Origin of the sequence: Microbacterium oxydans, from assembly GCF_000956405.1 — a bacterium.
In the GTDB taxonomy this organism is placed as follows: Bacteria; Actinomycetota; Actinomycetes; order Actinomycetales; family Microbacteriaceae; genus Microbacterium; species Microbacterium oxydans_C.
The window spans coordinates 137246-161766 of record NZ_JYIV01000022.1; the positions used below are offsets into that span (position 1 = coordinate 137246).

The 24521-nt window shown below is 68.4% G+C and carries 27 protein-coding genes; 11 read left to right on the forward strand and 16 right to left on the reverse strand.

Annotated features, from left to right (window positions below; all coding sequences use genetic code 11):
* Positions 1-53 precede the first annotated feature (53 nt).
* Both RN51_RS06865 and RN51_RS06870 read right to left on the reverse strand, forming a co-directional pair.
* Positions 54-1175, reverse strand: a complete 1122-nt coding sequence (locus RN51_RS06865; RefSeq protein ID WP_045263302.1) for a BMP family lipoprotein — start codon at positions 1173-1175, stop codon at positions 54-56.
* A gap of 160 nt (positions 1176-1335) precedes the next feature.
* Positions 1336-2451, reverse strand: a complete 1116-nt coding sequence (locus RN51_RS06870; protein ID WP_045263303.1) for a mannose-1-phosphate guanylyltransferase — start codon at positions 2449-2451, stop codon at positions 1336-1338.
* 150 nt (positions 2452-2601) lie between these two features.
* On the opposite strand from RN51_RS06870, the gene sdhC reads away from it, so the two are divergent.
* From sdhC to RN51_RS06900, 6 genes are all read left to right on the forward strand, one after another.
* Positions 2602-3036, forward strand: a complete 435-nt coding sequence (sdhC, locus tag RN51_RS06875; protein ID WP_072591539.1) for a succinate dehydrogenase, cytochrome b556 subunit — start codon at positions 2602-2604, stop codon at positions 3034-3036.
* Complete coding sequence (locus RN51_RS06880) at positions 3036-3485, forward strand: succinate dehydrogenase hydrophobic membrane anchor subunit (RefSeq protein WP_045263304.1); 450 nt, start codon at positions 3036-3038, stop codon at positions 3483-3485. The genes sdhC and RN51_RS06880 overlap by 1 nt, the downstream gene beginning before the upstream one ends.
* A 17-nt stretch (positions 3486-3502) precedes the next feature.
* A complete protein-coding gene (sdhA, locus tag RN51_RS06885; RefSeq protein ID WP_045263305.1) occupies positions 3503-5329 on the forward strand; it encodes a succinate dehydrogenase flavoprotein subunit in 1827 nt (608 codons plus the stop codon).
* Between the two features lie 2 nt (positions 5330-5331).
* Entirely contained in the window at positions 5332-6099 is a 768-nt protein-coding gene (locus tag RN51_RS06890; RefSeq protein WP_045263306.1) for a succinate dehydrogenase iron-sulfur subunit, read from the forward strand.
* Between the two features lie 180 nt (positions 6100-6279).
* Positions 6280-7488 carry a YihY/virulence factor BrkB family protein gene (locus tag RN51_RS06895; protein ID WP_045263307.1) on the forward strand — a complete coding sequence of 403 codons (1209 nt, stop codon included), beginning with the start codon at positions 6280-6282 and terminating at the stop codon, positions 7486-7488.
* A gap of 10 nt (positions 7489-7498) precedes the next feature.
* On the forward strand, positions 7499-8338 hold the full coding sequence (locus RN51_RS06900; protein WP_197073195.1) for an exodeoxyribonuclease III: 840 nt from the start codon (positions 7499-7501) through the stop codon (positions 8336-8338).
* Here RN51_RS06900 and RN51_RS06905 read toward each other — a convergent pair.
* Genes RN51_RS06905 through RN51_RS06915 form a run of 3 tightly spaced genes read right to left on the reverse strand, consistent with a single transcriptional unit; the run spans position 8332 to position 10336 of the window.
* Complete coding sequence (locus tag RN51_RS06905) at positions 8332-9015, reverse strand: DUF4166 domain-containing protein (RefSeq protein ID WP_045263309.1); 684 nt, start codon at positions 9013-9015, stop codon at positions 8332-8334. The genes RN51_RS06900 and RN51_RS06905 overlap by 7 nt on opposite strands.
* The gene (locus tag RN51_RS06910; RefSeq protein ID WP_045263310.1) at positions 9012-9695 is read right to left on the reverse strand and encodes a DUF4166 domain-containing protein; all 684 of its coding nucleotides are present in this window, start codon (positions 9693-9695) and stop codon (positions 9012-9014) included. Before RN51_RS06910 ends, RN51_RS06905 begins: the two co-directional genes overlap by 4 nt.
* On the reverse strand, positions 9692-10336 hold the full coding sequence (locus RN51_RS06915) for a hypothetical protein (protein ID WP_045263311.1): 645 nt from the start codon (positions 10334-10336) through the stop codon (positions 9692-9694). The genes RN51_RS06910 and RN51_RS06915 overlap by 4 nt, the downstream gene beginning before the upstream one ends.
* Positions 10337-10381: 45 nt before the next feature.
* Between RN51_RS06915 and trpS the strand changes: the two genes are divergently transcribed.
* Positions 10382-11386 carry a tryptophan--tRNA ligase gene (trpS, locus tag RN51_RS06920; protein WP_082066485.1) on the forward strand — a complete coding sequence of 335 codons (1005 nt, stop codon included), beginning with the start codon at positions 10382-10384 and terminating at the stop codon, positions 11384-11386.
* Positions 11387-11399: 13 nt separating this feature from the next.
* Positions 11400-12122, forward strand: coding sequence for a hypothetical protein (locus RN51_RS18665; RefSeq protein WP_045263313.1), 723 nt, complete (start codon positions 11400-11402; stop codon positions 12120-12122).
* A gap of 42 nt (positions 12123-12164) precedes the next feature.
* On the opposite strand, the gene pth is transcribed toward RN51_RS18665, so the two are convergent.
* Both pth and RN51_RS06935 read right to left on the reverse strand, forming a co-directional pair.
* The gene (gene pth, locus RN51_RS06930) at positions 12165-12746 is read right to left on the reverse strand and encodes an aminoacyl-tRNA hydrolase (RefSeq protein WP_045263314.1); all 582 of its coding nucleotides are present in this window, start codon (positions 12744-12746) and stop codon (positions 12165-12167) included.
* Between the two features lie 99 nt (positions 12747-12845).
* Entirely contained in the window at positions 12846-13457 is a 612-nt protein-coding gene (locus tag RN51_RS06935; RefSeq protein ID WP_045263315.1) for a 50S ribosomal protein L25/general stress protein Ctc, read from the reverse strand.
* A gap of 223 nt (positions 13458-13680) precedes the next feature.
* Between RN51_RS06935 and RN51_RS18790 the strand changes: the two genes are divergently transcribed.
* Positions 13681-13806, forward strand: coding sequence for a hypothetical protein (locus RN51_RS18790; protein WP_017828452.1), 126 nt, complete (start codon positions 13681-13683; stop codon positions 13804-13806).
* 15 nt (positions 13807-13821) lie between these two features.
* Here the strand turns inward: RN51_RS18790 and RN51_RS06940 are convergent, their stop codons facing one another.
* The 7 genes from RN51_RS06940 to RN51_RS06970 form a co-directional block, all read right to left on the reverse strand.
* Entirely contained in the window at positions 13822-14313 is a 492-nt protein-coding gene (locus tag RN51_RS06940) for a gluconokinase (protein ID WP_045263316.1), read from the reverse strand.
* On the reverse strand, positions 14310-15347 hold the full coding sequence (locus RN51_RS06945) for an alcohol dehydrogenase catalytic domain-containing protein (protein WP_045263317.1): 1038 nt from the start codon (positions 15345-15347) through the stop codon (positions 14310-14312). Before RN51_RS06945 ends, RN51_RS06940 begins: the two co-directional genes overlap by 4 nt.
* A gap of 16 nt (positions 15348-15363) precedes the next feature.
* Complete coding sequence (locus tag RN51_RS06950; RefSeq protein WP_045263318.1) at positions 15364-16095, reverse strand: fumarylacetoacetate hydrolase family protein; 732 nt, start codon at positions 16093-16095, stop codon at positions 15364-15366.
* On the reverse strand, positions 16095-16880 hold the full coding sequence (locus RN51_RS06955) for an SDR family oxidoreductase (protein ID WP_045263319.1): 786 nt from the start codon (positions 16878-16880) through the stop codon (positions 16095-16097). Before RN51_RS06955 ends, RN51_RS06950 begins: the two co-directional genes overlap by 1 nt.
* Positions 16877-18295: an MFS transporter gene (locus RN51_RS06960; protein ID WP_045263320.1), complete on the reverse strand. Its 1419-nt coding sequence runs from the start codon at positions 18293-18295 to the stop codon at positions 16877-16879. Before RN51_RS06960 ends, RN51_RS06955 begins: the two co-directional genes overlap by 4 nt.
* Positions 18296-18438: 143 nt before the next feature.
* Positions 18439-19227 (reverse strand): IclR family transcriptional regulator, encoded by a 789-nt coding sequence (locus RN51_RS06965; RefSeq protein WP_045263321.1) that lies wholly within the window; start codon positions 19225-19227, stop codon positions 18439-18441.
* 52 nt (positions 19228-19279) lie between these two features.
* Entirely contained in the window at positions 19280-20338 is a 1059-nt protein-coding gene (locus tag RN51_RS06970; RefSeq protein WP_045263322.1) for a D-2-hydroxyacid dehydrogenase, read from the reverse strand.
* A gap of 98 nt (positions 20339-20436) precedes the next feature.
* On the opposite strand from RN51_RS06970, the gene RN51_RS06975 reads away from it, so the two are divergent.
* Entirely contained in the window at positions 20437-21372 is a 936-nt protein-coding gene (locus RN51_RS06975; RefSeq protein WP_045263323.1) for an NAD(P)-dependent oxidoreductase, read from the forward strand.
* 55 nt (positions 21373-21427) lie between these two features.
* Complete coding sequence (gene gndA / locus RN51_RS06980; protein WP_156149123.1) at positions 21428-22882, forward strand: NADP-dependent phosphogluconate dehydrogenase; 1455 nt, start codon at positions 21428-21430, stop codon at positions 22880-22882.
* A 71-nt stretch (positions 22883-22953) separates the two neighbouring features.
* Here gndA and RN51_RS06985 read toward each other — a convergent pair whose 3' ends face one another.
* Positions 22954-23625 (reverse strand): bifunctional 4-hydroxy-2-oxoglutarate aldolase/2-dehydro-3-deoxy-phosphogluconate aldolase, encoded by a 672-nt coding sequence (locus tag RN51_RS06985; RefSeq protein ID WP_197073196.1) that lies wholly within the window; start codon positions 23623-23625, stop codon positions 22954-22956.
* Positions 23622-24521: SMP-30/gluconolactonase/LRE family protein (locus tag RN51_RS06990; protein ID WP_052674624.1), on the reverse strand; the 900-nt coding region annotated here is incomplete at its 5' end. The genes RN51_RS06985 and RN51_RS06990, both read right to left, overlap by 4 nt.

The window sequence follows — 24521 nt, forward strand, 5'->3', positions numbered from 1 at the left end:
GGGGCGAGTGGCAGCCTGCTGACCACTCGCCCCGTGCGGGAACTGCGACGGATTTACTTGGAGGTCGGGGAGTTCGGGGACTCCACCTTGATCTCGCCCGAGATGATCTGCTCCTGCAGAGCCTTGAGCTCGTCGGTCAGACCTGCCGGGAGCTTCGACTCGAAGTCACCGAAGCCGGAGAGCTTGACGCCCTCGTTCTCGAGCGTGCCCACGTACGGAGCCGGGTCGAACTCGCCCTTCGCCGCGGCGAGGGTCGCGTCCTTCACGGCGACGTCGATCGCCTTCATGATCGACACGAGCGTGATGCCGGCCACCTCGGGGTCGGCGACGGCGAGGTCGCTGTCGACGCCGAGCATCAGGGTGTCCTTGCCGCTGTCGGCGATCGCCGCAGCTGCACTCTGGTAGACGGGACCGCCGACCGGGAGGATGACGTCGACGCCCTGGTCGAGCACACCCTGTGCGGTCTGCTTGGCGGTGTCGTTCGCGTCGAAGCCGCCCGTGAACGAGCCCTTCTGCGTGGCCTCGTCCCAGCCGAAGACCTCGACGGCTGCGGACTTGTCCGTGTTGTACTTCTCGACGCCGAGCTGGTAGCCGTCCATGAACACGGCGACCGACGGGATCTGCATTCCGCCGAACGTGCCGACCTTGTTCACACCGCTCTGGGCGGACCAGGACGCGGCTGCGTAGCCACCGAGGTACGCGGCCTGAGCCGTGTCGAAGACCAGCGGCTTGATGTTCGGGGCGTCGACGTTGCCGTCGAAGTCGTTGTCGGCCCAGTCGTCGATGATCGCGTAGTCGAGGTCGGGGTTCGCGAGAGCCGACTCGACCGTGGCAGCGGAGAGCTTGAAGCCGACCGAGACGATGAGCGAGCAGCCCTCGGAGACAGCCGTCTCCAGGTTGGGCGCGTAGTCGTTGTCATTCGCCGACTCGAACTCGAGCGGCTTGATGCCCAGCTCCTTCGCGGCGCTGTCCATACCCTCCTTGGCGGACTGGTTGAACGACTTGTCGTTCCAGCCGCCGGCGTCGGAGACGAGGCAGGGCAGGAAGTCGGAGGCAACCGGCTCGCCGGAGCCGGCGGGCTTGTCGGTCGGTGCCTGGCCGCAACCGGCAAGCGCGAAGACGACGCCAGCGGCGACGGTGACGCCGAGCAGCTTCTTGGTGGTGGAGATGGTCAACTGATGCCTCCCTCAACGAAACCGCGGCCATCGCGGATCGATCAAAGTTACCTAGTGTTTCGGTTTTTGTGCACACCGGCGCCGCAGGTGCTGGCCAATGGTTACCAAGCTGAAATCAAGACAGCCGATGAGCGTGAGCGCCTGCTCATCGGAGCACGCGTCAGAGCACGTCGCCGCGCCCGGTGAGCTTGAGCGACTCGACGACGCTCTTCACGCGCTGCGCGTTCTGCACCGTGGTGACCAGCAGGGCATCCGGGGTGTCGACCACGACGATGTCCTGAACGCCGACCAGGCTGATGACACGCGTGGTCTGACTGACCAGGATGCCGCTCGCACCGTCGGTGAGCACGCGCGCATTCGGGCCGAGCACGGCGAGGTCGTTCTTGCGGCCGTTGGTGATGAGCTTGGTGAGCGAGGCGAAATCGCCCACATCGTCCCAGTCGAAGTGCCCGGGGACGACGGCGAGACGTCCGTGCCGCGCCGCAGGCTCCGCGACCGCGTAGTCGATGGCGATCTTCTTCAGTCCCGGCCAGATCCGGTCGACCGCCGGGCCTCGCCGGTCGCGGTCGTCCCAGGCCTCGGCGAGCTCGATCAGACTGGCGTGCAGCTCCGGCTCGTTCGCGGCGAGCTCCTCCAGGAGCACACTCGCCTTGGCGATGAACATCCCCGCATTCCAGAGGAAGCTGCGATCGGCGATGTACTGATTCGCCGTCTCGAGGTCGGGCTTCTCCACGAAACTCGCCACGAGGGCGGCCTCGCGCGCACCGTCCACCACGAGCTCAGGCCCCATCTCGATGTAGCCGAACCCTGTCGCCGGCTCCGTCGGGGTGATGCCGATCGTGCAAATGTATCCCTCTCGCGCCACCTCCACGGCGTCGCGGACCGCGAACTCGAACACGCGTGTGCCCCGGATCACGTGGTCCGCGCTGAACGAGCCGATGATCACGTCGGGATTCCGGCGGTGCAGGATCGCCGCCGCGAGTCCGATCGCGGCAGCGGATTCGCGCGGCTCCGACTCGAGGAAGACGTTGAGGTCCGGGATGCCCGGCAGCTCAGCCTCGACGGCGGCTCGATGGGCCCGTCCCGTGACGACGGCGATCCGATCCTCCCCTGCGAGGGGGATGAGCCGATCCCAGGTGTCGCGCAACAGAGAATGCCCCGAACCGGTCAGATCGTGAAGAAACTTGGGCGCGTCGGCTCGGGACAGCGGCCACAGCCTGCTGCCGATGCCGCCGGCCGGAATCACTGCGTAGAAGTTCTCGATGGGTGCACTCACCCTGCCAGGGTAGCCGCACGGAACATCTCGACATCGAGACACTTAGGCTCCCCTTCGTCGCTCCCAGTGATCTGACAGGAATAGGATGGACTCCGATCGGGCGTGCCTGAGCGCACGCGACCGGTTCACATCGATCCAGGGAGGACGACCGTGTCCACAAGCGCCCGCTTGACACCGTCGATTTCGGAAACCACGTCAAAGACCCCCCGCGGCACCCTCTATCGGGGTCGCGAAGGCATGTGGTCGTGGGTGCTTCACCGCATCACCGGAGTCGCAATCTTCTTCTTCCTGTTGGTGCACGTGCTCGACACGGCGCTGATCAGGGTGTCGCCGGAGGCGTACAACGCCGTCATCGGGACGTATAAGAACCCCATCATGGCGCTCGGCGAGGTCGTGCTCGTGGCCGGCATCGTGTTCCACGCGATGAACGGCCTGCGCATCATCGCCGTCGACTTTTGGTCGAAGGGCGCCAAGTACCAGCGTCAGCTGTTCTGGGGCGTCCTGCTTGTGTGGGGCATCATCATGGCCGGCTTCGTGCCCCGCCATCTGATGCTCGCGTTCGCCGGATTCGGAGGGGGACACTGATGTCTGCGCAGACCATCGCCGCCGCCCCGGCGCGACGCCGCCGCGGGGTCAACCTCGAGAAGTGGGGTTGGATCTTCATGCGCGTCTCGGGCGTCGTGCTCGTCGTGCTGATCTTCGGCCACCTGTTCGTCAACCTCATGGTCGGCGAAGGCATCCACGCCCTCGACTTCGCGTTCATCGCGGGCAAGTTCGCCACGCCGTTCTGGCAGTGGTGGGACGTGCTCATGCTGTGGCTCGCTCTCATCCACGGCGCCAACGGCATGCGCACCATCGTCAACGACTACGTGACGAACAGCACGGCGCGCAAGTCGCTGGTCTGGGCGCTCGGGCTGGCCGCCGGCCTGCTCATCATCCTCGGCACGCTGGTGGTCTTCACGTTCGACCCGTGCCTGGGTGTGACCGAGGACAGCGTCCTCTGGTCCGAATGCGCCGCGATCGTCGGGTACTAGAAGAAGGCATACGAGAAGTGACTACCGAGACGCAGGATTCCGTCGTCCGAGACGGCGTGCACTACCACCAGTTCGACATCGTCATCGTGGGGGCAGGTGGAGCGGGCATGCGTGCCGCCATCGAGGCCGGCCCGGGCGCGAAGACCGCCGTGATCTCCAAGCTCTACCCGACGCGCTCGCACACCGGTGCTGCGCAGGGCGGCATGGCGGCGGCCCTCGCGAACGTCGAAGAGGACTCCTGGGAGTGGCACACCTTCGACACCGTCAAGGGCGGCGACTACCTCGTCGACCAGGACGCGGCGGAGATCCTCGCGAAGGAGGCCATCGACGCGGTCATCGACCTCGAGAACATGGGCCTCCCCTTCAACCGCACCCCCGAGGGCAAGATCGACCAGCGCCGCTTCGGTGGACACACGGCCGAGCATGGCAAGACCCCGGTCCGCCGCGCGTGCTATGCCGCCGACCGCACGGGTCACATGATCCTGCAGACGCTGTTCCAGAACTGCGTCAAGCTCGGCATCAACTTCTTCAACGAGTTCTACGTGCTCGATCTCCTCACGGTGAAGGACGCCGACGGCAAGACGCAGGTCTCGGGTGTCGTCGCCTACGACCTCGCCACGGGCGAGCTGCACGTCTTCCAGGCCAAGGCCGTGATCTTCGCGACCGGCGGCTTCGGCAAGATCTTCAAGACCACCTCCAACGCGCACACCCTCACGGGCGACGGCGTCGGCATCGTGTGGCGCAAGGGCCTCCCCCTCGAGGACCTGGAGTTCTTCCAGTTCCACCCCACCGGCCTCGCCGGACTCGGCATCCTCCTCACCGAGGGTGCGCGAGGCGAAGGCGCCATCCTGCGCAACGCCTCGGGTGAGCGGTTCATGGAACGCTACGCTCCCACCATCAAGGACCTGGCACCCCGCGACATCGTCGCGCGCTGCATGGTCCAGGAGGTCGCGGAGGGTCGCGGTGCCGGTCCCCACAAGGACTACGTGCTGCTGGACTGCACGCACCTCGGTGCCGAGGTGCTCGAGACCAAGCTGCCGGACATCACCGAGTTCGCCCGCACCTACCTGGGCGTCGACCCGGTCGTCGAGCCGGTCCCCGTGATGCCGACCGCGCACTACGCGATGGGCGGCATCCCCACGAACAACAACGGCGAGGTTCTCGCGGACAACGACACCGTCGTCCCCGGCCTCTACGCCGCCGGTGAGTGCGCCTGCGTCTCGGTGCACGGCGCCAACCGCCTCGGCACCAACTCGCTGCTCGACATCAACGTGTTCGGCAAGCGGAGCGGCCGCAACGCCGTCGAGTACGTCAAGACGGCCGAGTTCGTGCCGCTCCCCGAGAACCCGGCGGCGTTCGTCTCCGACATGCTCGAGGGCCTGCGCAACAACCAGGGCACCGAGCGCATCGCCGTCCTCCGCAAGACGCTGCAGGACGAGATGGACAAGGGCGCGCAGGTGTTCCGCACGCACGAGTCGCTGGAGCACGTGCTCGGCGTCATCGCCGAGCTGCGCGAGCGGTACAAGAACATCCACGTCGACGACAAGGGCCAGCGGTTCAACACCGACCTGCTCGAGGCCGTCGAACTGGGCTTCCTGCTCGACATCGCCGAGGTCGTCGTCTACGCCGCGCAGAACCGTGAGGAGAGCCGCGGCGGCCACATGCGCGACGACTTCCCGAAGCGCGACGACGAGAACTACATGAAGCACACCATGGCCTACCTGACCGGCGACCCGCACTCCTCCACGCCGAGCGATCACATCAAGCTCGATTGGAAGCCCGTCGTCTTCACGAAGAACGAGCAGGGCGAGTTCAACTACCCGCCGATGGAGAGGAAGTACTGAGCATGTCGACCGCCATCGCAGAGGCACCTGCCGACACGACCGAAGAGACCGGCATCCAGTCCTTCATCGTCACGTTCAACATCCGCCGGTTCAACCCGGAGGTCGATTCCGAGCCGCACTGGGTCGACTACGACGTGGAGCTGTACTCCACCGACCGCGTGTTGGACGCCCTGCACAAGATCAAGTGGGAGGTCGACGGCTCGCTGACCTTCCGCCGCTCCTGCGCCCACGGCATCTGCGGCTCCGACGCCATGCGCATCAACGGACGCAACCGCCTGGCCTGCAAGACGCTGATCAAGGACCTCGACATCTCGAAGCCGATCTACGTCGAGGCCATCAAGGGTCTGCCGCTGGAGAAGGACCTCGTCGTCGACATGGAGCCGTTCTTCGCGTCGTACCGCGAGGTGCAGCCATTCCTCGTCGCAAGCTCCGTGCCGGAGAAGGGCAAGGAGCGCACGCAGTCCATCGCCGACCGCGAGATCTTCGACGACACCACCAAGTGCATCCTGTGCGCCGCGTGCACCTCGTCGTGCCCCGTGTTCTGGACCGACGGGCAGTACTTCGGCCCGGCCGCGATCGTCAACGCGCACCGCTTCATCTTCGACTCGCGCGATGACAATGCCGCCGTGCGTCTCGACATCCTCAACGACAAGGAAGGCGTCTGGCGTTGCCGCACGACCTTCAACTGCTCCGAGGCCTGCCCCCGCGGCATCGAGGTCACCAAGGCCATCGCAGAGGTCAAGCAGGCGGTCCTCCGCGGCCGTCCCTGACACCCGCTCACGCCACGCGCCGCATCAGGCGATCGCGCGAGAACAGGCGGTTCCGTTCCGGAGCCGCCTGTTCTCGCGTTTCTGCCTGAGCTGACGCGGGCCATATCACCCCGCGTGGAGTGCACGACGTCGGGGTTGGCGCGACGCGGGGTTGGCACGACGCTTGGATAAGGTGGGGGCGTGGCTGATTCCGATGGCTCCGCGACCGAGTCCGGTCGTCTCGATGCGGCTGTCGAACGCGCCTCCGCGATCACGCAGCGCACTCTCGGCCTGTTCCCCGTTCGCGTGTGGCGGCACTTCCTCCAGCACAACGGGTTCCTCCTCGCCGCCGGCGTGAGCTACCAGGCGCTGTTCGCGATCTTCGCCGCGATCTACCTGGCGTTCGCGATCGCTGGTCTCTGGCTCGGCGGCAGCGAAGACGCGGTCAACGGTCTGATCGCGATGATCAACAGCTACATCCCCAACCTGATCCTGCCGGAGGGCGGCGTCATCACGCCGGAGCAGGTGCAGGAGATCGCCTCGAACACGACCGGCGTGTTGAGCATCACCGGTCTGATCGCTCTCGGAACGGTGATCTGGACGGCGATCGGCTGGGTGACCTTCTCCCGACGCGCGACCAGAGACATCTTCGGCCTGCCGCCGGATCGCCGCAGCTACGTGATCCTGAAGGCGCGCGACCTCCTCGCCGCGGTGATCTTCGGAGCCTCACTGGTGGCCGGGTCGGTCCTCAGCTCCGCGAGCGCGGCTGTCCTGGGCTGGCTCCTCGGCCTCCTGGGCCTGGATTCCGGTTCCAACGGCGTCATCCTGATCCGCATCGGTGCCGTCATCGTCTCCTTCGTGCTGATGTCGGGTGCGCTGGCGGCGATGGTCCGCTTCCTCACCGGCACCTCACTGCACTGGGGGACGATCTGGCCCGGTGCCCTCCTGGGCGGCGGAGCGATGACGATCCTGCAGTTCAGCGCGGGCTTCCTGCTCAGCTACACACCGTCCAATCCGCTGCTCGCGACGTTCGCCATCTTCATCGGACTCCTGCTCTGGTTCCGCATCAACGGCGTGGTCATGCTGGTCGCGTCATCGTGGATCGCGGTCGCCGCGCAGGATCGGGACCAGCCCCTCCTGGAGCAGACCGAGGCGGAGCGCCGCGTGGCCGAGTACCAGGCCCTCCTGACCGCCGCCCGTATCCGTGTGCGGGACGCCCGTGAGGCCCGCCACGACGCGCCCTGGTATCGGGCGTGGGCGGCGGGGCGGGCGCTACGCGAGGCGGAGCACGAACTCCACGACCTCGAGGCGTCCCCTCCCCCGCCGGCGGACATGAGCACGCCGCTCGCGCAGCGGCTGCTGGCCGAGTTGAACCACCGCGCGGGACGGGATGTCCGCGACCCTCGTTAAGCTGTTGATCATGCCTCATCTGCGTATCGCCACGGTCAATGTCAACGGGATCCGAGCGGCGGCTCGCAACGGGATGAGCTCCTGGTTGGACGAAGCCGGCGTCGACATCCTCACGCTTCAAGAGGTCCGCGGGCAGGACGAGCACCTCGAGGCCGCACTCCCGGGCTGGACCTTCGTGCACGACGAGGCCACCGCGAAGGGACGGGCAGGCGTCGCCATCGCCAGTCGCACGCCCGCTCTCGCCTCACGCACCGACTTCGGCCCCGATGACTTCGATTCCAAGGGCCGCTGGATCGAGGCCGACTACCTGATCGGCGACCGCCCTCTCACCGTCGTGAGTGCGTACGTGCACTCCGGAGAAGCCGACACTCCGAAGCAGGACGAGAAGTGGAAGTTCCTCGACGCATTCGGCACCCGGCTCGGCGAGCTCAACACCGATGGCGCCCTGGCACTCGTCACCGGGGATCTCAATGTCGGGCACCGGGAGCTCGACATCAAGAATTGGCGTGGCAACCGCAAGAAGGCAGGGTTCCTCCCCCGCGAACGCGCCTACTTCGATCGTTTCCTCGGCGAAGCGGGAACCGAGGTCTCGGGGGTCGACGGCACCGTCGGCACGGGTCTCGGCTGGATCGACGTCGGCCGGAAGTTCCACGGCGAGGTCGACGGCCCCTACACCTGGTGGTCGATGCGCGGGCAGGCGTTCGACAACGATTCCGGGTGGCGCATCGACTACCATCTCGCGACGCCCGCTCTCGCCGAGCGCGTCGAGACCTATCACGTCGCCCGCGCGGCTGCCTACGACCAGCGCTGGAGCGATCACGCGCCGGTGGTCGTGGACTACCGCTACTGATCGGTGCCGGCCGCGTCGTCTTCCGCCGGGAGCGCTTCGGTCGTCGCAGACGCATAGCGGTACCAGCCGCGATACTCCAGCACGGTCCCGACCAGGGGGCTCGTGGCCCGCATGTCGATCGTGCGACGACGGCGGACCTCATCCCAGCCGTCGACGAGGTCGACCTCGACGCGAAGAAGTCCACGGAGCGGGATGCGCAGACGCCCGAACCGCAGGCGGACGGCGCGAGTGCGCATCCGCAGCGCACCGTCCTTCGTCACAGAGCAGTGCTCGAGCATCTCCACCCGACCTCGATCGCCCAGTGCGTTCTGGACCAGACCCGGGTGACCCGTGGCGAAGAGCCGATCCCGGACGAACTGGGTGGCGCCACGGAAGCGGAACTCGCGAACCGTGACGAGCATGGACCGGCCCGACGAGGTGGGGGCCGACACGGTCTCGATCCGGAACGGCACATCCCGCGCGAACCGGGTGACGAGCAGGCCGGGGCCGACCACGGGGCGACCCAGAACGGAGATACGGCCGAACCTGCTTCCGGCGACAGCGAAGACACCATCGGCGCTGTCATGGCCCGGTCGCGCCGGATCCGCCTCGATGCGCATCTGCGCGAGGATCTCGGGGTGAAGACGCTCGGCCTCCTTACCCAGCGCCTCGAGGAAAGCCGCCCCCCGCGCGGTCATTCCCTGGCCTCTTCTCGATAGGGCTTCACGGTCGCCGGCGCCGGCCCGTCCACGAACTCGCACGTGAAGGCGCCACGGTAGCCGAAGAGGAAGCCGAAGACGTCGTTGTGGATCTCGAGGTCGATGAGGTAACGCTCCTGCTCGTCGTCGTAGCGCTCGAGGAGTCGTGCGCGGCCGCTGAACAGCATCGGGAACCGGACGGCGAACCGACCCTCGTAGAAACGCTGCGCGCCCGAGGTGAGCAGGAGTGCGCCTTCGTCGGTCACCTCCAGGTCGAGGTCGACAGCGAGGTGCTGATGGGTGCCCAGGTAGTCGACGACCCTCCGACGAGCGTCGCTGTAGATCATGGTCGCGTCGAAACGGCGGCGTCGCCCCGGTCGAACATCCATCGTGCGCACGAAGGTCACGGTCTCGCGCCCGAAGTCGTCGATGTACGCGTGATTGTCGATGCGGAAGGGCACGTCGCTCCCGCGCTCGGGGAACAGGATGTTGCGGAAGGTGCCGATCAGCAGGAACGGCAGCGTCCACCAGGGTCCTCGGCGCACCTCGGTCATCACACCACGTCCGATGCAGCCGTATCCCGCATCCACACCGACCCCGAAGCGTCGCTGCAACTGCGGATGGAGTCGGGAGAAGTCGTCTCCCAGTGCGCGCTCGAAGATGCCCTGCCCCGTGCTCATGCGATCCTCTCGAGTGATTCCGGTGCGTCCTGCATGATGGTGCGTCCGCCGCGTCGGGCCGGGCGCGAGAGGCAGTTCCCGGCACGGGGACGGTGGCCTCGGCGCAAAGACCTCCACCCGCTGGTCTCCTCGGGTGGGATGCCCTCCTCGGCCCACAGCCGCAGACGATCGAAGCTCCTCGCGGTGAGCCACCAGATGAAGCGCCGGGTGATGAGCGGATCGAGCACCTGTCCGATCCACCCCCACCCCGGGGCGTAGTCGTAGCCGGTGAGGAATCGCACGCCGCTCTCGGTGGGCACGTACCGCCAGTATCCGCGGCCGGCGCCCAGGGGCGAGAGCGCGTCCTCGGTGTCGAACAGCAGCGCGGAGGTTCGCTCCCCTGCGCCACTCTCCTTCGTCGCCAGCGAGACGCCGGTCCCGCGGATGGTGTGCATTCCGAGGTCGAGTTCGTAACGGAACTCCTGCGCACCGTCCGCTCTGGTACACACCGGGGCGATGTCCGTGAAACGTGCATCCCATCGCACGTGCAGGGCGGGATCCTGGGTCAGCCGCCAGACCTCGTCCAGAGAAGCCTGGATCAGCACTTCGACGTAGAGGGCCCGGTCTCGCCGCGACCGTCGCCGGGGAGATTCGGGGGCCATGCGCCCATCGTAGGCGCATGGCGCGCACCCCATAGGATTGATCCCGTGACGAAACCTCGCCTTTACTCCGGAATGCAGCCCTCCGCCGACTCCCTCCAGATCGGCAACTACATCGGCGCGCTGCTCCAGTGGCGAGACCTGCAGACCTCCTACGACGCCTACTTCTCGGTCGTCGACCTGCATGCGATCACGGTCGCCCAGGATCCGGCCGAGCTGCGGGAGAAGACGCGTCGCACGGCTGCGCAGTACATCGCTGCCGGCATCGAGCCGTCGCTCTCGACGCTGTACGTGCAGTCGCACGTGCGCGCGCACGCCGAGCTGGCCTGGATCCTGAGCACCATCACCGGCTTCGGCGAGGCCGGACGGATGACGCAGTTCAAGGACAAGTCGTCCCGCTACGGCGCCGACTCGACTAGCGTCGGACTGTTCACGTACCCCGTGCTCATGGCCGCCGACATCCTGCTGTATCAGACCGATGTGGTGCCGGTGGGCGACGACCAGAAGCAGCACGTGGAGCTCACGCGCGATCTGGCCGAGCGTTTCAACTCCCGATTCGGGGAGACCTTCACCGTGCCGGTGCCCGTCATCCAGAAGGAGACGGCGCGCATCTACGACCTGCAGAATCCGACGTCCAAGATGTCGAAGTCGGCCGAGAGCGACGCCGGCGTGCTCTGGATGCTCGATGACCCGGCGAAGTCGGCGAAGAAGGTCATGCGCGCCGTGACCGACAATGAGGGCTCGGTGCGGTTCGACCGCGAGAACAAGCCCGGTGTCTCGAACCTGCTGACCATCTACGCGGCGCTGACCGGACGGCAGATCCCGGCGATCGAGGACGAGTACGCCGGTCGAGGTTACGGGGAGTTCAAGAAGGGTCTCGCCGAGGTCGTGGTGAACGAGTTCGAGCCGGTGCGCGACCGCGCTCTGGAGCTGCTCGACGATCCCGCAGAGCTCGACCGCATCCTCGCCGACAACGCCGCACGCGCCGACGCCGTCGCCGACCAGACGCTCTCGAACGTGTACGACCGGGTGGGTCTCCTCCGCCGTGTCTGACGCTCGGCCTAGGATGGGGGTCGTGACTGATCCGCAGCTGCCTCCCCCGTCCGGCGCCGTGCCCTCCGACCCGCCTGCGCCGCCCGCCGTGTCAGCGTCTGCGGCAACGGAGTTCCCCTCCGGCGCGTTCCCGCCGCCGGCAGCACCCGCGTATCCTGCGGCGGCTCCCGCCTATCCTCCCGTGGCTCCCGCGTACCCTCAGTCGGCACCCGCCGGCTATCCCGCAGCTCCGGCTCCCGGCTATCCTGCGACCCCTCCCGGCTACCCCGCGGCCCCTCCCGGCGCCTACCAGGTGCCCGTCGGCGGCTACGCGGCCCCCTCCGGCGCCTATCAGGTGCCCGCCACACCGGCTCCCTCCTCCTCGCGGCTCTTCGGGACGCTCGCTCTGGTCCTCTCGCTCGTCGCGGCAGTCGTGCCGACGATCGTCGTCAGCATCAGCGCGTTCGAGATCGGCCGTTACCTGCCGAACGGCGCATCTGTCACGGCCGATGATCTCCGCGTGCTGACCCCGGTCCGGGATCAGGTGCTCTGGGCGGAGCTCTCCTTCTGGCTGGGCACCCTCGTCGGCATCGCCGCGATCGTCCTCGGCATCATCGCGATCGCCAAGAAGCGTGGCCGAGGTGCAGGAATCGCCGCTCTCGTCGTGGCGGTCCTGGCATCCGCGATCTTCTTCATCGCCCTGGTCGTCGCCCTCACGAGCGGCGCCACGGCGGGGTTGTCGAGCTTCACCGCCTGAGCCGATAGCCGGCACCGCGCCGTCGCGTCGGAGCGAACCGCGTCAGCGTGGTGCGTGGTGTTTCTGCTGCGCCGCCAGGAGGCCTTCGCCGACGAGCAGCTCGACCGCGTCGGCGGCGTCCGAGATGAGGATCGGCAGGTTGGGCCGCTCCTCCTTCCCGAAGGGTGCCAGCACCCAGTCCGCGGGGTCCTGACGCCCGACCGGGCGACCGATGCCCACTCGCACGCGGGGGAACTCCGCCGTTCCCAGCGCCCGTCCGACGTCACGCACACCGTTATGGCCGCCGTGCCCGCCTCCGGTCTTGAGCTTGACCGTGTCGAACGGGATATCGAGCTCGTCGTGCACGACGACCACCTGCTCTGCGGGGACCGAGTAGAACCGGGCAAGCGCCGCGACAGGAGTCCCCGAGACGTTCATGAACGTGTTCGGCTTGGCCAGCACCAGCTTGTCCGCGCCCGGGCGCAACCAGGTCTCGACGACGCGTGCGCCACCCTTGTGCTCGCGGAACGCCTCGCTGCGCCGGGAGGCCAACTCGTCGATGACCATCTGTCCGATGTTGTGCCGAGTCGTCTCATACCGCGGGCCGGGATTGCCGAGCCCCACCACGAGCCAGGTCGCTGCCATGTCGTCGTCCTCTCCCCGCCCGGGTTCAGATCCCCGGTCAGGATACGACAGAGGGGACGCGATCGGCTCGCGTCCCCTCTGTGATGAATCAGTCGGAGATCACTCCGCGGCGGCCTCTTCTGCTGCCTCGGCGGACTCGCCTTCGGTCTCTGCCTCATCCTCTTCCACCGGAGCGGCGGGGACGGAGATCGCGACGACGAGCACCTCGGGGTCGGAGAGCAGCGTGGAGCCCTTGGGGAGCTGCACGTCGGCGGCAGTGATGTGCGCGCCCTCCTCCAGGCCCTCGACCGAGACCTCGATGTTCTGCGGGATGTGCGTGGCCTCGGCCTCGATCGACACGGTCGTGGCGTCGAGGTTCGCGATGGTGCCGGCAGCCGACTCGCCCGTGACGACGATCGGGACGTCGATGGCGACCTTCTCGCCCTTCTTCACGACGAGCAGGTCGATGTGCTCGATGATCTGGTGCACCGGGTCCTTCTGCACGTCCTTGACCAGAGCGAGCTGCTCCTTGCCCTCGATGTCGAGCTCGAGGAGCGCGTTGGCGCGACGGATGATCAGCGAGACCTGGTGGCCGGGAAGCGCGACGTGCACCGGCTCCGTGCCGTGACCGTAGATGACGGCGGGGATCTTGCCGGCGGCGCGGAGGCGGCGGGCGAAGCCCTTGCCGAAGCTTTCGCGAAGCTCGGCCTGGACCTTGGTGTCTTCAGACATGGATTCTCCTTCGGGGCACGCAGCGAAGGCGCCGCGCGGTGGTCTTGGAATTTTCGAACTCGCTGACGCAGGAGGAAAGCCACCGGGCTTGCTTCGCCGCGTCGATAACGGATGTTCGCGCACGCGCAGAAGCATCCCTCGCCGAGGTACAGCCTCAATGGTACCGGATGACCCGATAGGCTGAGGACACCGGTCCTTTTTCTGCAGAACACGGAGAACCCCCATGCTCGACGGCGCCTTCCTCTCGCACGCACTCCTCTGGCTGATCGGCGCCATGACCGTGTGCGCAGCCGTCACGTCATTCATCGCCCTGTTCGCGATGGGCCGCTCCGGCTACCGCAAGGACTGACCTGCGACGGCAGCGCTAGCGCTCGCCCACCGCCGCGGCGATGAGCGCGGACGCGGTCCGCACGTCCGCCGCCGCATCCACGCGGATGCCCTCTTCGTCGGCTTCCAGCGACTCGAGGGTCTGCAGCTGAGAATCCAGCAGCGCAGCAGGCATGAAGTGATCGACGCGCAGACGCATCCGCTCCTCGAGGACGGCTCGATCGATCGCCAGCTCGGCGAAGAACGTGTCCGGCGCCTCGCCCCGGATGACGTCGCGGTATACCCGCCGAAGCGCCGAGCACGCCACCACGATCCGCTCCTCCGACTGGAGGATCTCGCCGACGACGCGGAGCCAGGGCTGACGATCCGCGTCGTCCAGCGGCACTCCCGCAGCCATCTTGCGGACGTTCTCGCGCGGATGCAGGTCGTCACCGTCGATGAACCGCGCTCCGAGAGAACCGGCCAGGAACGCACCCACCGTCGACTTGCCGGAGCCGCTCGGCCCCATCACCACGATGCGCACGCTCATTCGGCTCGCCCGAAGTCGATGAGCACCTTGCAGGAGCTCGCAGGGTCAGCGGCCCGTGCGAACGCCTGGAGCGCATCGTCGACGGGCAGCACGTGGCTGATGATACCGCGCACGTCAAGGCTGCCGTCGGCGAGAGCGGCGATGACCTCGTCGAACTCCGCGCCGAAACGGAAGGAGCCGCGCAGGGTGAGCTCGCGGGTGATCGCAGTGGCCATCGGCGCCGGCACGTCTCCCCCGCGCTGCAGCCCCAGCATGACCACGACACCCCCGCGCACGGCAGCGGAGACGGCCGCCGCAAGACCGGGGACGGTGCCGCTGGATTCGACCACGACATCGGCGTGCAGCTCGGAGATCTCGCTCTCTGCCCTGGCGTCGATCGACCGGATGCCACGAACTTCGGCGATCTCCCGCGGCAGCTGCTGCAGATCGGTGACCGTCACGGAGGCGGCCCCCTCACGTTGCGCGACGGCCGCGACGAGTTGGCCGATGGGGCCGGCTCCGATCACCACGACGCTGCGACCGCGGACATCGCCGGCTCGACGCACGCCGTGCCAGGCGACGGCAGCCGGTTCGGCCAGCGCCGCCGTCCGCAGGTCGAGGCCGGCGGGGAGAGTGTGCAGCATACGCGCGGGGAGAGCGACGCGGCGGGCGAAGGCCCCCTGCGTGTGCGGCAGGTGCATCGCTGACCCGAGGTAGGTGGACGCGGGTGCGAGGTTGGGCTGCTCGGCCGGCCAGGGCGTGCGACCGTCGCCGTGCGCCGTGAGCGGGTGCACCGCGACGGGCGTGCCGACCGCCGGCCCCGTGCCGTCGGCAGCGGCGACCGTCACGACGCCCGACACCTCGTGCCCGAGGATCATCGGCTCCCGCAGCACGGAGGCCCCGGCAGCTCCGTGCTGCCAGTAGTGGAGGTCGGATCCGCACACGCCGCCGAAAGCCACGTCGACCACGGCCTCGTCCGGCCGGGCCGTCGGCGCACCGATGTCCTCGATCCGCAGATCATCGGCGGCATGCGCCACCACAGCGAGGTTTCTCACCGCGCCCCTTTCCCGGTCACACGAAGGGCGTGACCAATCGGATGCCCGCCACGTCGACGGTCACGGTCTGTCCTGGCGCCACGACCGCCTGGGAGTGGGGGGCACCGGTCATGATGACGTCCCCGGGACCCAGCGGTGACCACGCCGCCACATACGCGAGGCAATCCCGGATCGACATCGGCAGCTGCCTGCTCCCGGTGGCGGCGACGCGGCCACCGTCGACCTCCACCTCGAGGGGCACATCGTCGATGCCTGCCTCGGTGTCGATCCAGGGGCCGAGCGGGGTGTAGCCCTCCCCCGACTTCGACTCGAAGTTGCGCGGGTCGACCTCGGCACGCTCGGGGCTGGAGAGGTCGTTCACAGCGGTGATGCCGAGGACGTATTCGTGCGCGTTCTGCGCCGTCAGCCCTGCGGTCAGGCGTCCGATCACGACGGCGATCTCGCCCTCTGCCACCTGTGCACCGGCGTCGCGACGCAGCGTCACCGTCACCCCGCTCCCGACCACGGTCCGCGGGCTCTTGAGCCACGCCTGCACAGGTGCGGCGTGGCCAGGACCGTTCTGGGCGATGCCGATGACGACGACCGGATCCACCGGCGCGATGACGGCCCCCTCGGCGGACTCGCCGATGTCGTTCGGCGCGCTCCCGCCGGCGAAGGCCTCGAACGGGTCGGTGATCGGCACCGGGCCGTGGATACCGTCCCGCACCCACACCGGGCCACCGGGCGCGGCGACGCGACCGATGCGCATCAGACGACCGCCGTCATGCCGCCGTCGACGAACAGCGTCTGCCCGTTGACGAAGTCGCTCGCGGAGCTCGCCAGGAACAGCAGGGCGCCGACGAGATCCTCGGTGTCTCCCCACCGACCGGCGGGGGTCCGTCCGCGCACCCAGTCCGAGAACTGCTCATCGGCGACGAGCGCCTTCGTGAGCTCGGTGGCGAAGTACCCGGGGGCGATCGCGTTGGCCTGGATGCCGCGCGGGGCGAGGTCGGCGCACAGGCCCTTCGTGAACATCACGATCGCGCCCTTGGTCGCCGCGTATGCCGCGATCGAGGGACGGGCGAGCTGCGATTGGACGCTGCCGATCTGGATGATCTTGCCCGAACCGCGCGCGATCATCCCGGCGGAGACCCGACGCGACAGGTGGAAGACGCTGGACAGATTGGTCTGCACGAGCGCATCCCAGTCCTCGTCCGTGAACTCGGCGATGGGCGCGCGGCGTTGGACACCGGCGTTGTTGACGAGGATGTCCGGGGCGCCGATCAGCTGCTCGACCTCGCTCATACCGTCATCGACCGCTGCAGCATCGGTCACGTCGAAGACGACGCTGTGCACGACGGCCCCCGTCGCACGGGCGATCTCATCCGCCGCCGCCCCTGCCTTCGCCGCATCGCGCCCGTGCACGACGACGGTCGCTCCGGCGCCGGCCAGCCCCGCAGCGAGCGTCTTCCCGATGCCCTGGCTCGATCCGGTGACCAGCGCCGTCCGCCCCGTGAGGTCGAAGGCGGCCAGTCCCGCAGGTAGTGCCGTCATCGCCCCACGGCCTTGATCGAGACGGTGGTGGCGAACACGTCGTCGCCTGCTTCGGCGCGCGAGACCTTGATCGCGTCGTCGACGCGGGTGAGGTCGCGACGGAGGGTCTCGGGAGCGAGGAACGTGGATGCGGTGGTGATGAGAGCGAGCACCGCCATGTAGATGGCCAGCAGCACCCAGTTGCCGTCGCTGACCGCGATCAGGTAGGCGCCGAGGACACCGGCGAGGCCGCCGGCGAGCACGGCGGAGATCTCGCGGGCCATGGCGACGCCGAGGTACCGGTGACGGTTTCCGAAGAGTTCGGGGAGCATGGCGCACTGCGGTCCGAGCATGCTGTTCACCGCCACGCCGATGCCGATGGCGATCACGCCGATCGCGACGGCGTAGTTCCCGAGCGACAGGAGCCACCATGCGGGGAACGTGTAGACGAGCATGAAGACCGCGCCGAACCGATACACCGTTCGGCGCCCGAATCGGTCGGAGAGGTGCCCGGTGAACGGCACGGAGAAGACGCCGATCAGCGAGCCGAGGGTGACGCCCCAGGTGAGCAGGCTCTTGTCAGCCGTGTCGCCGACCACCGTCACGAAGAAGGCGAGGCCGAGCGTCTGGAACATGTACGAGCCGCCGTTCTCCGCCATGCGCAGCCCGACGCCCACGATCACGCCCGGGAGACCATGCGTGAAGATCTCCCGGATAGGGCGATCGGCGATCTGCTCGTGCTTCTCGAGCTCGATGAACGTCGGCGTCTCCCGCAGCCGCATCCGGATGAAGAGCGCCAGCAGGATCAGCGCGAAGGAGGCGAGGAACGGCACGCGCCATCCCCAGCTCAGCAGCTGGTCCTCGGGGAGCAGGGTGATCAGCCCGAAGACGACGGCGGCGAGCAGCGTGCCCGCCTGGATGCCGACGAACGGGAGGGCCGAGAAGAAGCCGCGGCGCTTCACCGGCGCGTACTCGGCCATCAGCACGGTCGCCCCCGCCTGCTCCGCACCGGCACCGAAGCCCTGCAGCAGTCGCATCAGCACCAGCAGGATCGGCGCCCAGACGCCGATCGCCGCATACGTGGGAAGCAGGCCGATCGCGGTGGAGGCTCCGCCCATCAGCACGATGGTCGCGACCAGCACCCACTTGCGTCCGAGCTTGTCGCCCAGCACGCCGAAGAACAGACCGCCGAACGGACGCGCGAGAAAGCCGACGCCGAACGTGGCGAACGCGGCGACCGTCGCCATGGCCGGGTCGTCCTGGGGGAAGAACAGCACGTTGAAGATCAGCGCGGTCGAGAGGCCGTAGAGCGCGAAGTCGAAGTACTCCAGCGCGCTGCCGATGCTCGACGCGAGCGTCGCGCGGCGCAGATTCGCCGCGTATTCCGGATCGTCCGACGCTGCTCGGGCTGAGGTGCGGGGGTCTGTCACGGCCATCTCCTTCGATCGGCTTCGCCTGCGGCGTGATGACGACTGTACCAGCCGGTTGAATTACGTTCAACCCTTTGGACCGAGACGGACGCCGCACGGCGTGCACGACCATCACCGCCCCAGGCAGGGCGGTGATGCAGCAGGAAAGGTCAGCGGCGGACCGCAGCGCTGAACGGATTCGTCAGCGCTGCCGCGGCCTCGCGCAGCGCCTCCCCCACACGCTCGATGCGCTCATAGTCGGCCTCGGCTGCACGGATCGCGACGCCGAGGGCGAGCGGCGGATCGGTCGGCGCCCATCCCTCGAGGGGCACCGCCACACCCACGATGCCGCGGAAGGACTCCTCCGCGTCCAGCGCCCAGCCTCTGCGACGGGCGGTGGCGAGCACCTCGAGCAGTCCAGACATGGTGGTCGCACTGCGCTCGGTGAGCTGGGGGAAGACGGCATCCGCCCCGAGGAGCTCGGTCACCTCGTCGTCGCTCATCGCGGCGAGGAGCGCACGTCCGGTCGCCGACAGCGGGGCCGGGAGACGGGAGCCGAGCGGAGTGCCGAGACGGAGCGAGCGCGAGCCCTCGTGACGGGCGAGGTACAGCGCGTCCGTGCCATCCAACATGGCGACCTGCACCAGTTCGGAGGCGAGCTGCGGCGAGGCCTCGCACACGCTGTAGAACTCCCGCACCTGGTTGAACTGTGCGGCGAACGCGCCACCCAGTTCGGCGGTGCGCACGCCGAGGCGGTAGCCCTGTGCCGTGCGGTCGACCATGCCGCCGGCCTCGAGTGCGAGGCAGAGGTTGGCGGTCGACGACTTCGCCAACCCGAGGTCTCCGGCGAGCTCGGTGAGCGTGCGCGGGCCACCGGCCTCGGCGAGGATTCCGAGCAGGCGGATGCTGCGGGTCACGGCGGGTGCGGGGTCTCGCCCCTCGCGGGTGTCGTCGTCCATGGCCGCGCCTTTCGCGCTCGGGGCCCGCAGCCCGTGAAGGCTTACGGGTCGATCAGTAGAACTCGACCGTATCGACGACGGCGGCCAGCGGCTCGCCGTCGAGCAGGCGCGCCGCGTTCTCCGCGAAGCGTCGGGCGATCCGCTCCTCCTCCTTGGAGCTGAGGGCGGCGGTGTGCGGACTCACCAGGACGTTCGGGTGAGCCCACAGCGGCGAGGCGGCATCGAGCGGTTCCTGCTCGAACACGTCGAGGGCGGCGAAGGCCACGCGGCCATCGTCGAGCGCGCCGAGCAACGCGACCTCGTCGATCACGGTGCCGCGGCCCACGTTGGCGATGATCGCACCGGGCTTGACGGCCTCCAGCACATCGGCGCCGATCAGATGGTGCGTCTGCGCCGTCCCGGGAAGGGTCACGACGATCGCGTCGACACCGGCCACCGCGTCGGTCAGCTCGTCCAGCGGAACCAGACGATCCACCCCCGCCACCGGCTCACCCGAACGTGTCGTGCCCCAGACGCGCGCACCGAGCGCATGGAAGCGCCGCGCGCATTCCGAGCCGATGCCGCCGAGACCGACGATGAGGACGGTCATCTCGTCGAGCTGACGCATCTCCCACCGATCCGGCCAGGTGCGCGCACCCTGGTCGGTGAGGAGGCGCGGCAGGTTCTTCGCACCCGCCATGACTCCGAACACCGCGAACTCCGCGAGCGGGCCACCGTGCACACCGGCGCTGGTGGTGAAGACGACTCGGTCGAGGTGCGAACGGTCGAGGCCAGCCGCCTTGACCGAGGCTCCGCCACCGGCAGCGGTGGTCATGACCCAGCGCAGCCGCGGGTTCGCAGCCACTGTGCGGGCCAGAGCCCCCGCGTCGACGTCGGGGATCCCGAAGAGCACGTCCGCGGAATCGACCAGCGCATCGAAGGCCTGCTGCTGTTCCGGCGTTCGCGTGTACTGAGGGTCGCCCGACCAATCGGCCGGACCCCGCATCGGCGGCATGAGGTCGTGGTCACAGATCACCTCGAGGCGCGGTTCGAGCTCCTCGATCAGTCGGCACAGCTCTTCCCGCAGCGGCACCGCCACGACGGCACGCAGCTTCTTCTCGGTCCCCGTCATCTTGGTCCCCTCCTCGGGAAGTCTGAATCCCTCACCCTAGCTCAGTTCCATCCTGTTGGACACTGTTCTGTCTATTGGATTCTTGCTACGGTGTGCGCATGAGCAACACACCTGCCACCGTCGGCGTGGTCGGCCTGGGCGCGATGGGACGTCCGATGGCGGACCGCCTGCTCGCCGCGCACGGGCGCCTCGTCATCCATGCCCGCCGCCCTCAGCCGGAACTGCTGGCTGCCGGTGCCTCCTGGGCGGAGACGCCACGCGAACTCGCCTCCAGAGTAGACGTCCTGCTCATGATGCTGCCCGACCTCCCCCCTTTCGAAGCCATGCTCGACGGGCCGGACGGGTTGCTGGCCGACGCCGGGGACCTGCTCATCCTGATCGGGTCCACATCGTCGGCGCCGGCCGTCCGCGCGCTCGCGGAGCGGCTGGGCGCACAGACGCAGGGACGGGTGCGAGTCGTCGACTGCCCTGTCTCCGGCGGTGAGGACGGTGCGATCGCCGGAACCCTCTCGATCATGCTCGGAGGGGACCAGGAGGACGCGGCGATCGCCGCCGAGGTGCTCTCCCCCTGCGGCAACCCGGTACTGCTCGGCCCCCTGGGTGCGGGCGAGGTCGCCAAGGCCTGCAACCAGCTCGTGGTCTCCGCCACGATCATGGCGCTCGGCGAAGCCACCGTGCTCGCCGAGCGCTCAGGACTCGACCTCGACGCACTCTGGTCGTTGCTCTCGGGCGGATACGCCGGATCGCGGCTGCTGGACAGCCGTCGGGAGAAGCTCGTCACCGGAGACGACTCGCCCAGCGGCATCGCGCAGTACATGGTGAAGGATCTCGGTTTCGCCGCCGACATCGCCGCGGCCACCGGAATCGCTCCCGTGCTGCTCCCCGCCCTGCGCGCGGCTTTCGACGAACTCGTCGCCGCCGGGCTCGGAGACCGCGACATCGCGGTGTCGCGGCGCTTCATCGCCTCCCGCGACGTCACCTCCCACGACATCGCCTCTCACGACATCACCTCTCACGACACAGGTCGCCGCTGACCTCCCGGACAGCGATACGCTGAAACCACCCCTTCTTCAGATCGAGGAGCCTTCTGTGCCCGAAGCATCAGCGAACATCGGAGTCGTCGGACTCGCCGTCATGGGATCGAACCTCGCCCGCAACCTCGCAAGCCGCGAGGGCAACACGGTGGCGATCTTCAACCGCAGCTATGAGAAGACCCAGACGCTCCTCGACGAGCACCCCGAGGCCGGCTTCGTACCGGCCCGTACCTACCAGGAATTCGCCGACTCGCTGCAGAAGCCGCGCACCGCGATCATCATGGTCAAGGCCGGGGGTCCGACCGACGCCGTGATCGACTCGCTGGTCGAGGTCTTCGAGCCCGGCGACATCATCGTCGACGGCGGCAACGCCTACTTCCCCGACACCATCCGTCGCGAGAAGGCCGTCCGCGAGACCGGCATCAACTTCGTCGGCGCCGGCATCTCCGGTGGCGAGGAGGGTGCCCTCACCGGCCCCTCGATCATGCCTGGCGGCTCGGACGAGTCGTGGGTCACGCTCGGACCGATCCTCAAGTCCATCGCGGCGATCGCCGAAGGCGAGCCGTGCGTCACCCACGTCGGCCACGACGGCGCCGGCCACTTCGTCAAGATGGTGCACAACGGCATCGAGTACGCCGACATGCAGCTCATCGCCGAGGCCTACGACCTCATCCGCCGCGGTACCGGCAAGTCGCCCGCCGAGATCGCGGAGATCTTCGCCGAGTGGAACAGGGGCGAGCTCGAGTCGTACCTGATCGAGATCACGGCCGAGGTGCTCCGCCAGATCGACGCCGAGACCGGCAAGCCGCTCGTCGACGTGATCCTCGACCAGGCGGGAGCCAAGGGCACCGGCGCGTGGACCGTGCAGACCGCGCTGTCGCTCGGCGTCCCGGTGTCGGGCATCGCCGAGGCCACGTTCGCCCGCTCGCTGTCGTCGCACCCCGAGCAGCGTGCCGTCGCCGGCGGCCTTCCGGGTCCTGACGAGGAGTTCACGGTCTCGACCGAAGACACCGAGCAGTTCATCGAAGATGTGCGTCTGGCTCTGTACGCGTCGAAGATCGTCGCCTACTCGCAGGGCTTCGACGAGATCCGCGCCGGCGCTGCTGAGTACGGCTGGAACATCGATCTCGGCGCGATCTCCAAGATCTGGCGCGGCGGCTGCATCATCCGCGCGCAGTTCCTCAACCGCATCGCCGACGCGTATGAGGCCACCCCCGACCTCCCCGTTCTGATGACCGCTCCATACTTCGCCGAGGCGTTCACCCGCGCACAGTCGTCGTGGCGTCGCGTCGTGGTGACCGCGGCGCAAGCGGGCATCCCGGCTCCGGCCTTCTCGTCGTCGCTGTCGTACTACGACGGCATCCGCGCCGACCGCCTCCCCGCCGCCCTCGTGCAGGGACAGCGCGACTTCTTCGGTGCGCACACCTACAAGCGCATCGACAAGCCGGGCACCTTCCACACGCTGTGGTCGGGCGACCGCACCGAGATCGAGGCGGAAGACACGCACTGACATCCCGTCATACGAAGGGCCGGGCACCGCGAGGTGGCCGGCCCTTCGCGTGTCACCGCGTGCGTGATGACCTACGAAGTCTTCTCCGGCGCGGCGATCTCGTCCCGTCTGAGCTCCTCCACGAACGCCCTGGCGCGGACGGCGAGCGCCGCGAGGTCGCCGCCTGATGTGGCCGCATCGCCGACCAGAGGTCCGCCGACCCCGATACCGAAGGCCCCGGCCGCGAGGTAGTCGCCGACGGTGTCGACGCTCACACCTCCCACGGGGATGATCCGCGCGTGCGGGAAGGGGTCGCGGACGGCGCGGATGAATCCGGGGCCGAGTGCCGACGCGGGGAACAGCTTCACCGCCGCACTGCCGAGATCATGTCCACGCTGGATCTCCGTGGGTGTGTACACCCCGGGGAGCACACCGATGCCCTGACGAACGGCATAGGGCACAGATGCGCTGAGAGTGGGCGTGACGATGAACTGCGCGCCGGCGGACACAGCGCGCTCCACGTCGGCTTCGTCGAGCACGGTGCCTGCGCCGATCAGCGCTTCATCCGGAGCATCGTGCACCACCTGCGCGATCGCCTCCTCCGCGTCGTAGAGAGTGAGCGCGATCTCGAGAGTGCGCACGCCGGCTTCCAGGATCGTGCGGGCGGCGGCGACCGTCGCATCGACGTCGGTTCCGCGGAGGATCGCGACGAGTCGCGTGCGCCGCAGCCGTTCCTGCAGCTGGTCGTTGTCGACGGTGCTCACAGCGCAGCCTCCCTTGCGTCGCTGCCTGTCGGTGCCGGGCCACGCCAGGGGAACGCGGGGGCCCCGCCGACCTCGACCTGGACTCCGAGCAGCGCACCGTCGGCATCGGAGGGGTCCGCCAGCCCGATGCTCGCCGTCGTGATCACCAGCAGCCGATCGACGAGGGCGACCGCGGTCGGGCGCTTCGCGGGAAGGACGATCGTCTCGAGGAGAACGCCGTCCGGCGAATAGCGACGCACCTCAGCGGCGTCCCAGACGGCGACCCAGAGCATGCCCTCGAGGTCGATCGCCATGCCGTCCGGGTTGCCGCCATCGACCCGGCACACCGTGCGGCGGTTCGACAGCTCCCCGTCCGGTGTCACGTCGAACGCCTCGATGCTGCGGTTCGGAAGCGTGTCGATGTAGTACAGCGCGGACCCCGTGCTGTCGAAGGCCAGGCCATTCGACACGGTGACCCCTTCCAGGCGAGCTGTCGGCTCGCCGTCGAGACCGACGCTCCAGAGCGTGCAGTGCGGGTCGCGGGGCATCGACTGGCTGCCCACCCAGAAGCGACCGGCCGGATCACCGCTGCCGTCGTTCATGTAGTCGCCCGCTGCGGCGATGTCATCCGTGAGCGGGGAGACCGCTCCGTCGTCCCCCACGTGCACGACACGACGATCCACTCCCACCAGCCAGCCCTGCCCCGGCTGCGCGAGCGGGACCGGAGCCCCGATCTGTGCGCCGACCACGACCGCGGACTCGGGGATCACCCGCCCGCCGTCGATACGCCCGCGGTGCAGCGACCCCGTCGCCATGTCGATCCAGACGAGACCGCCGTCGCGACCGTCCCACCGCGGAGACTCGGCCTGGACGTATCGGGCGTCGGAGAGGATCTCGACGGTTCGGGAGGGCGGGGT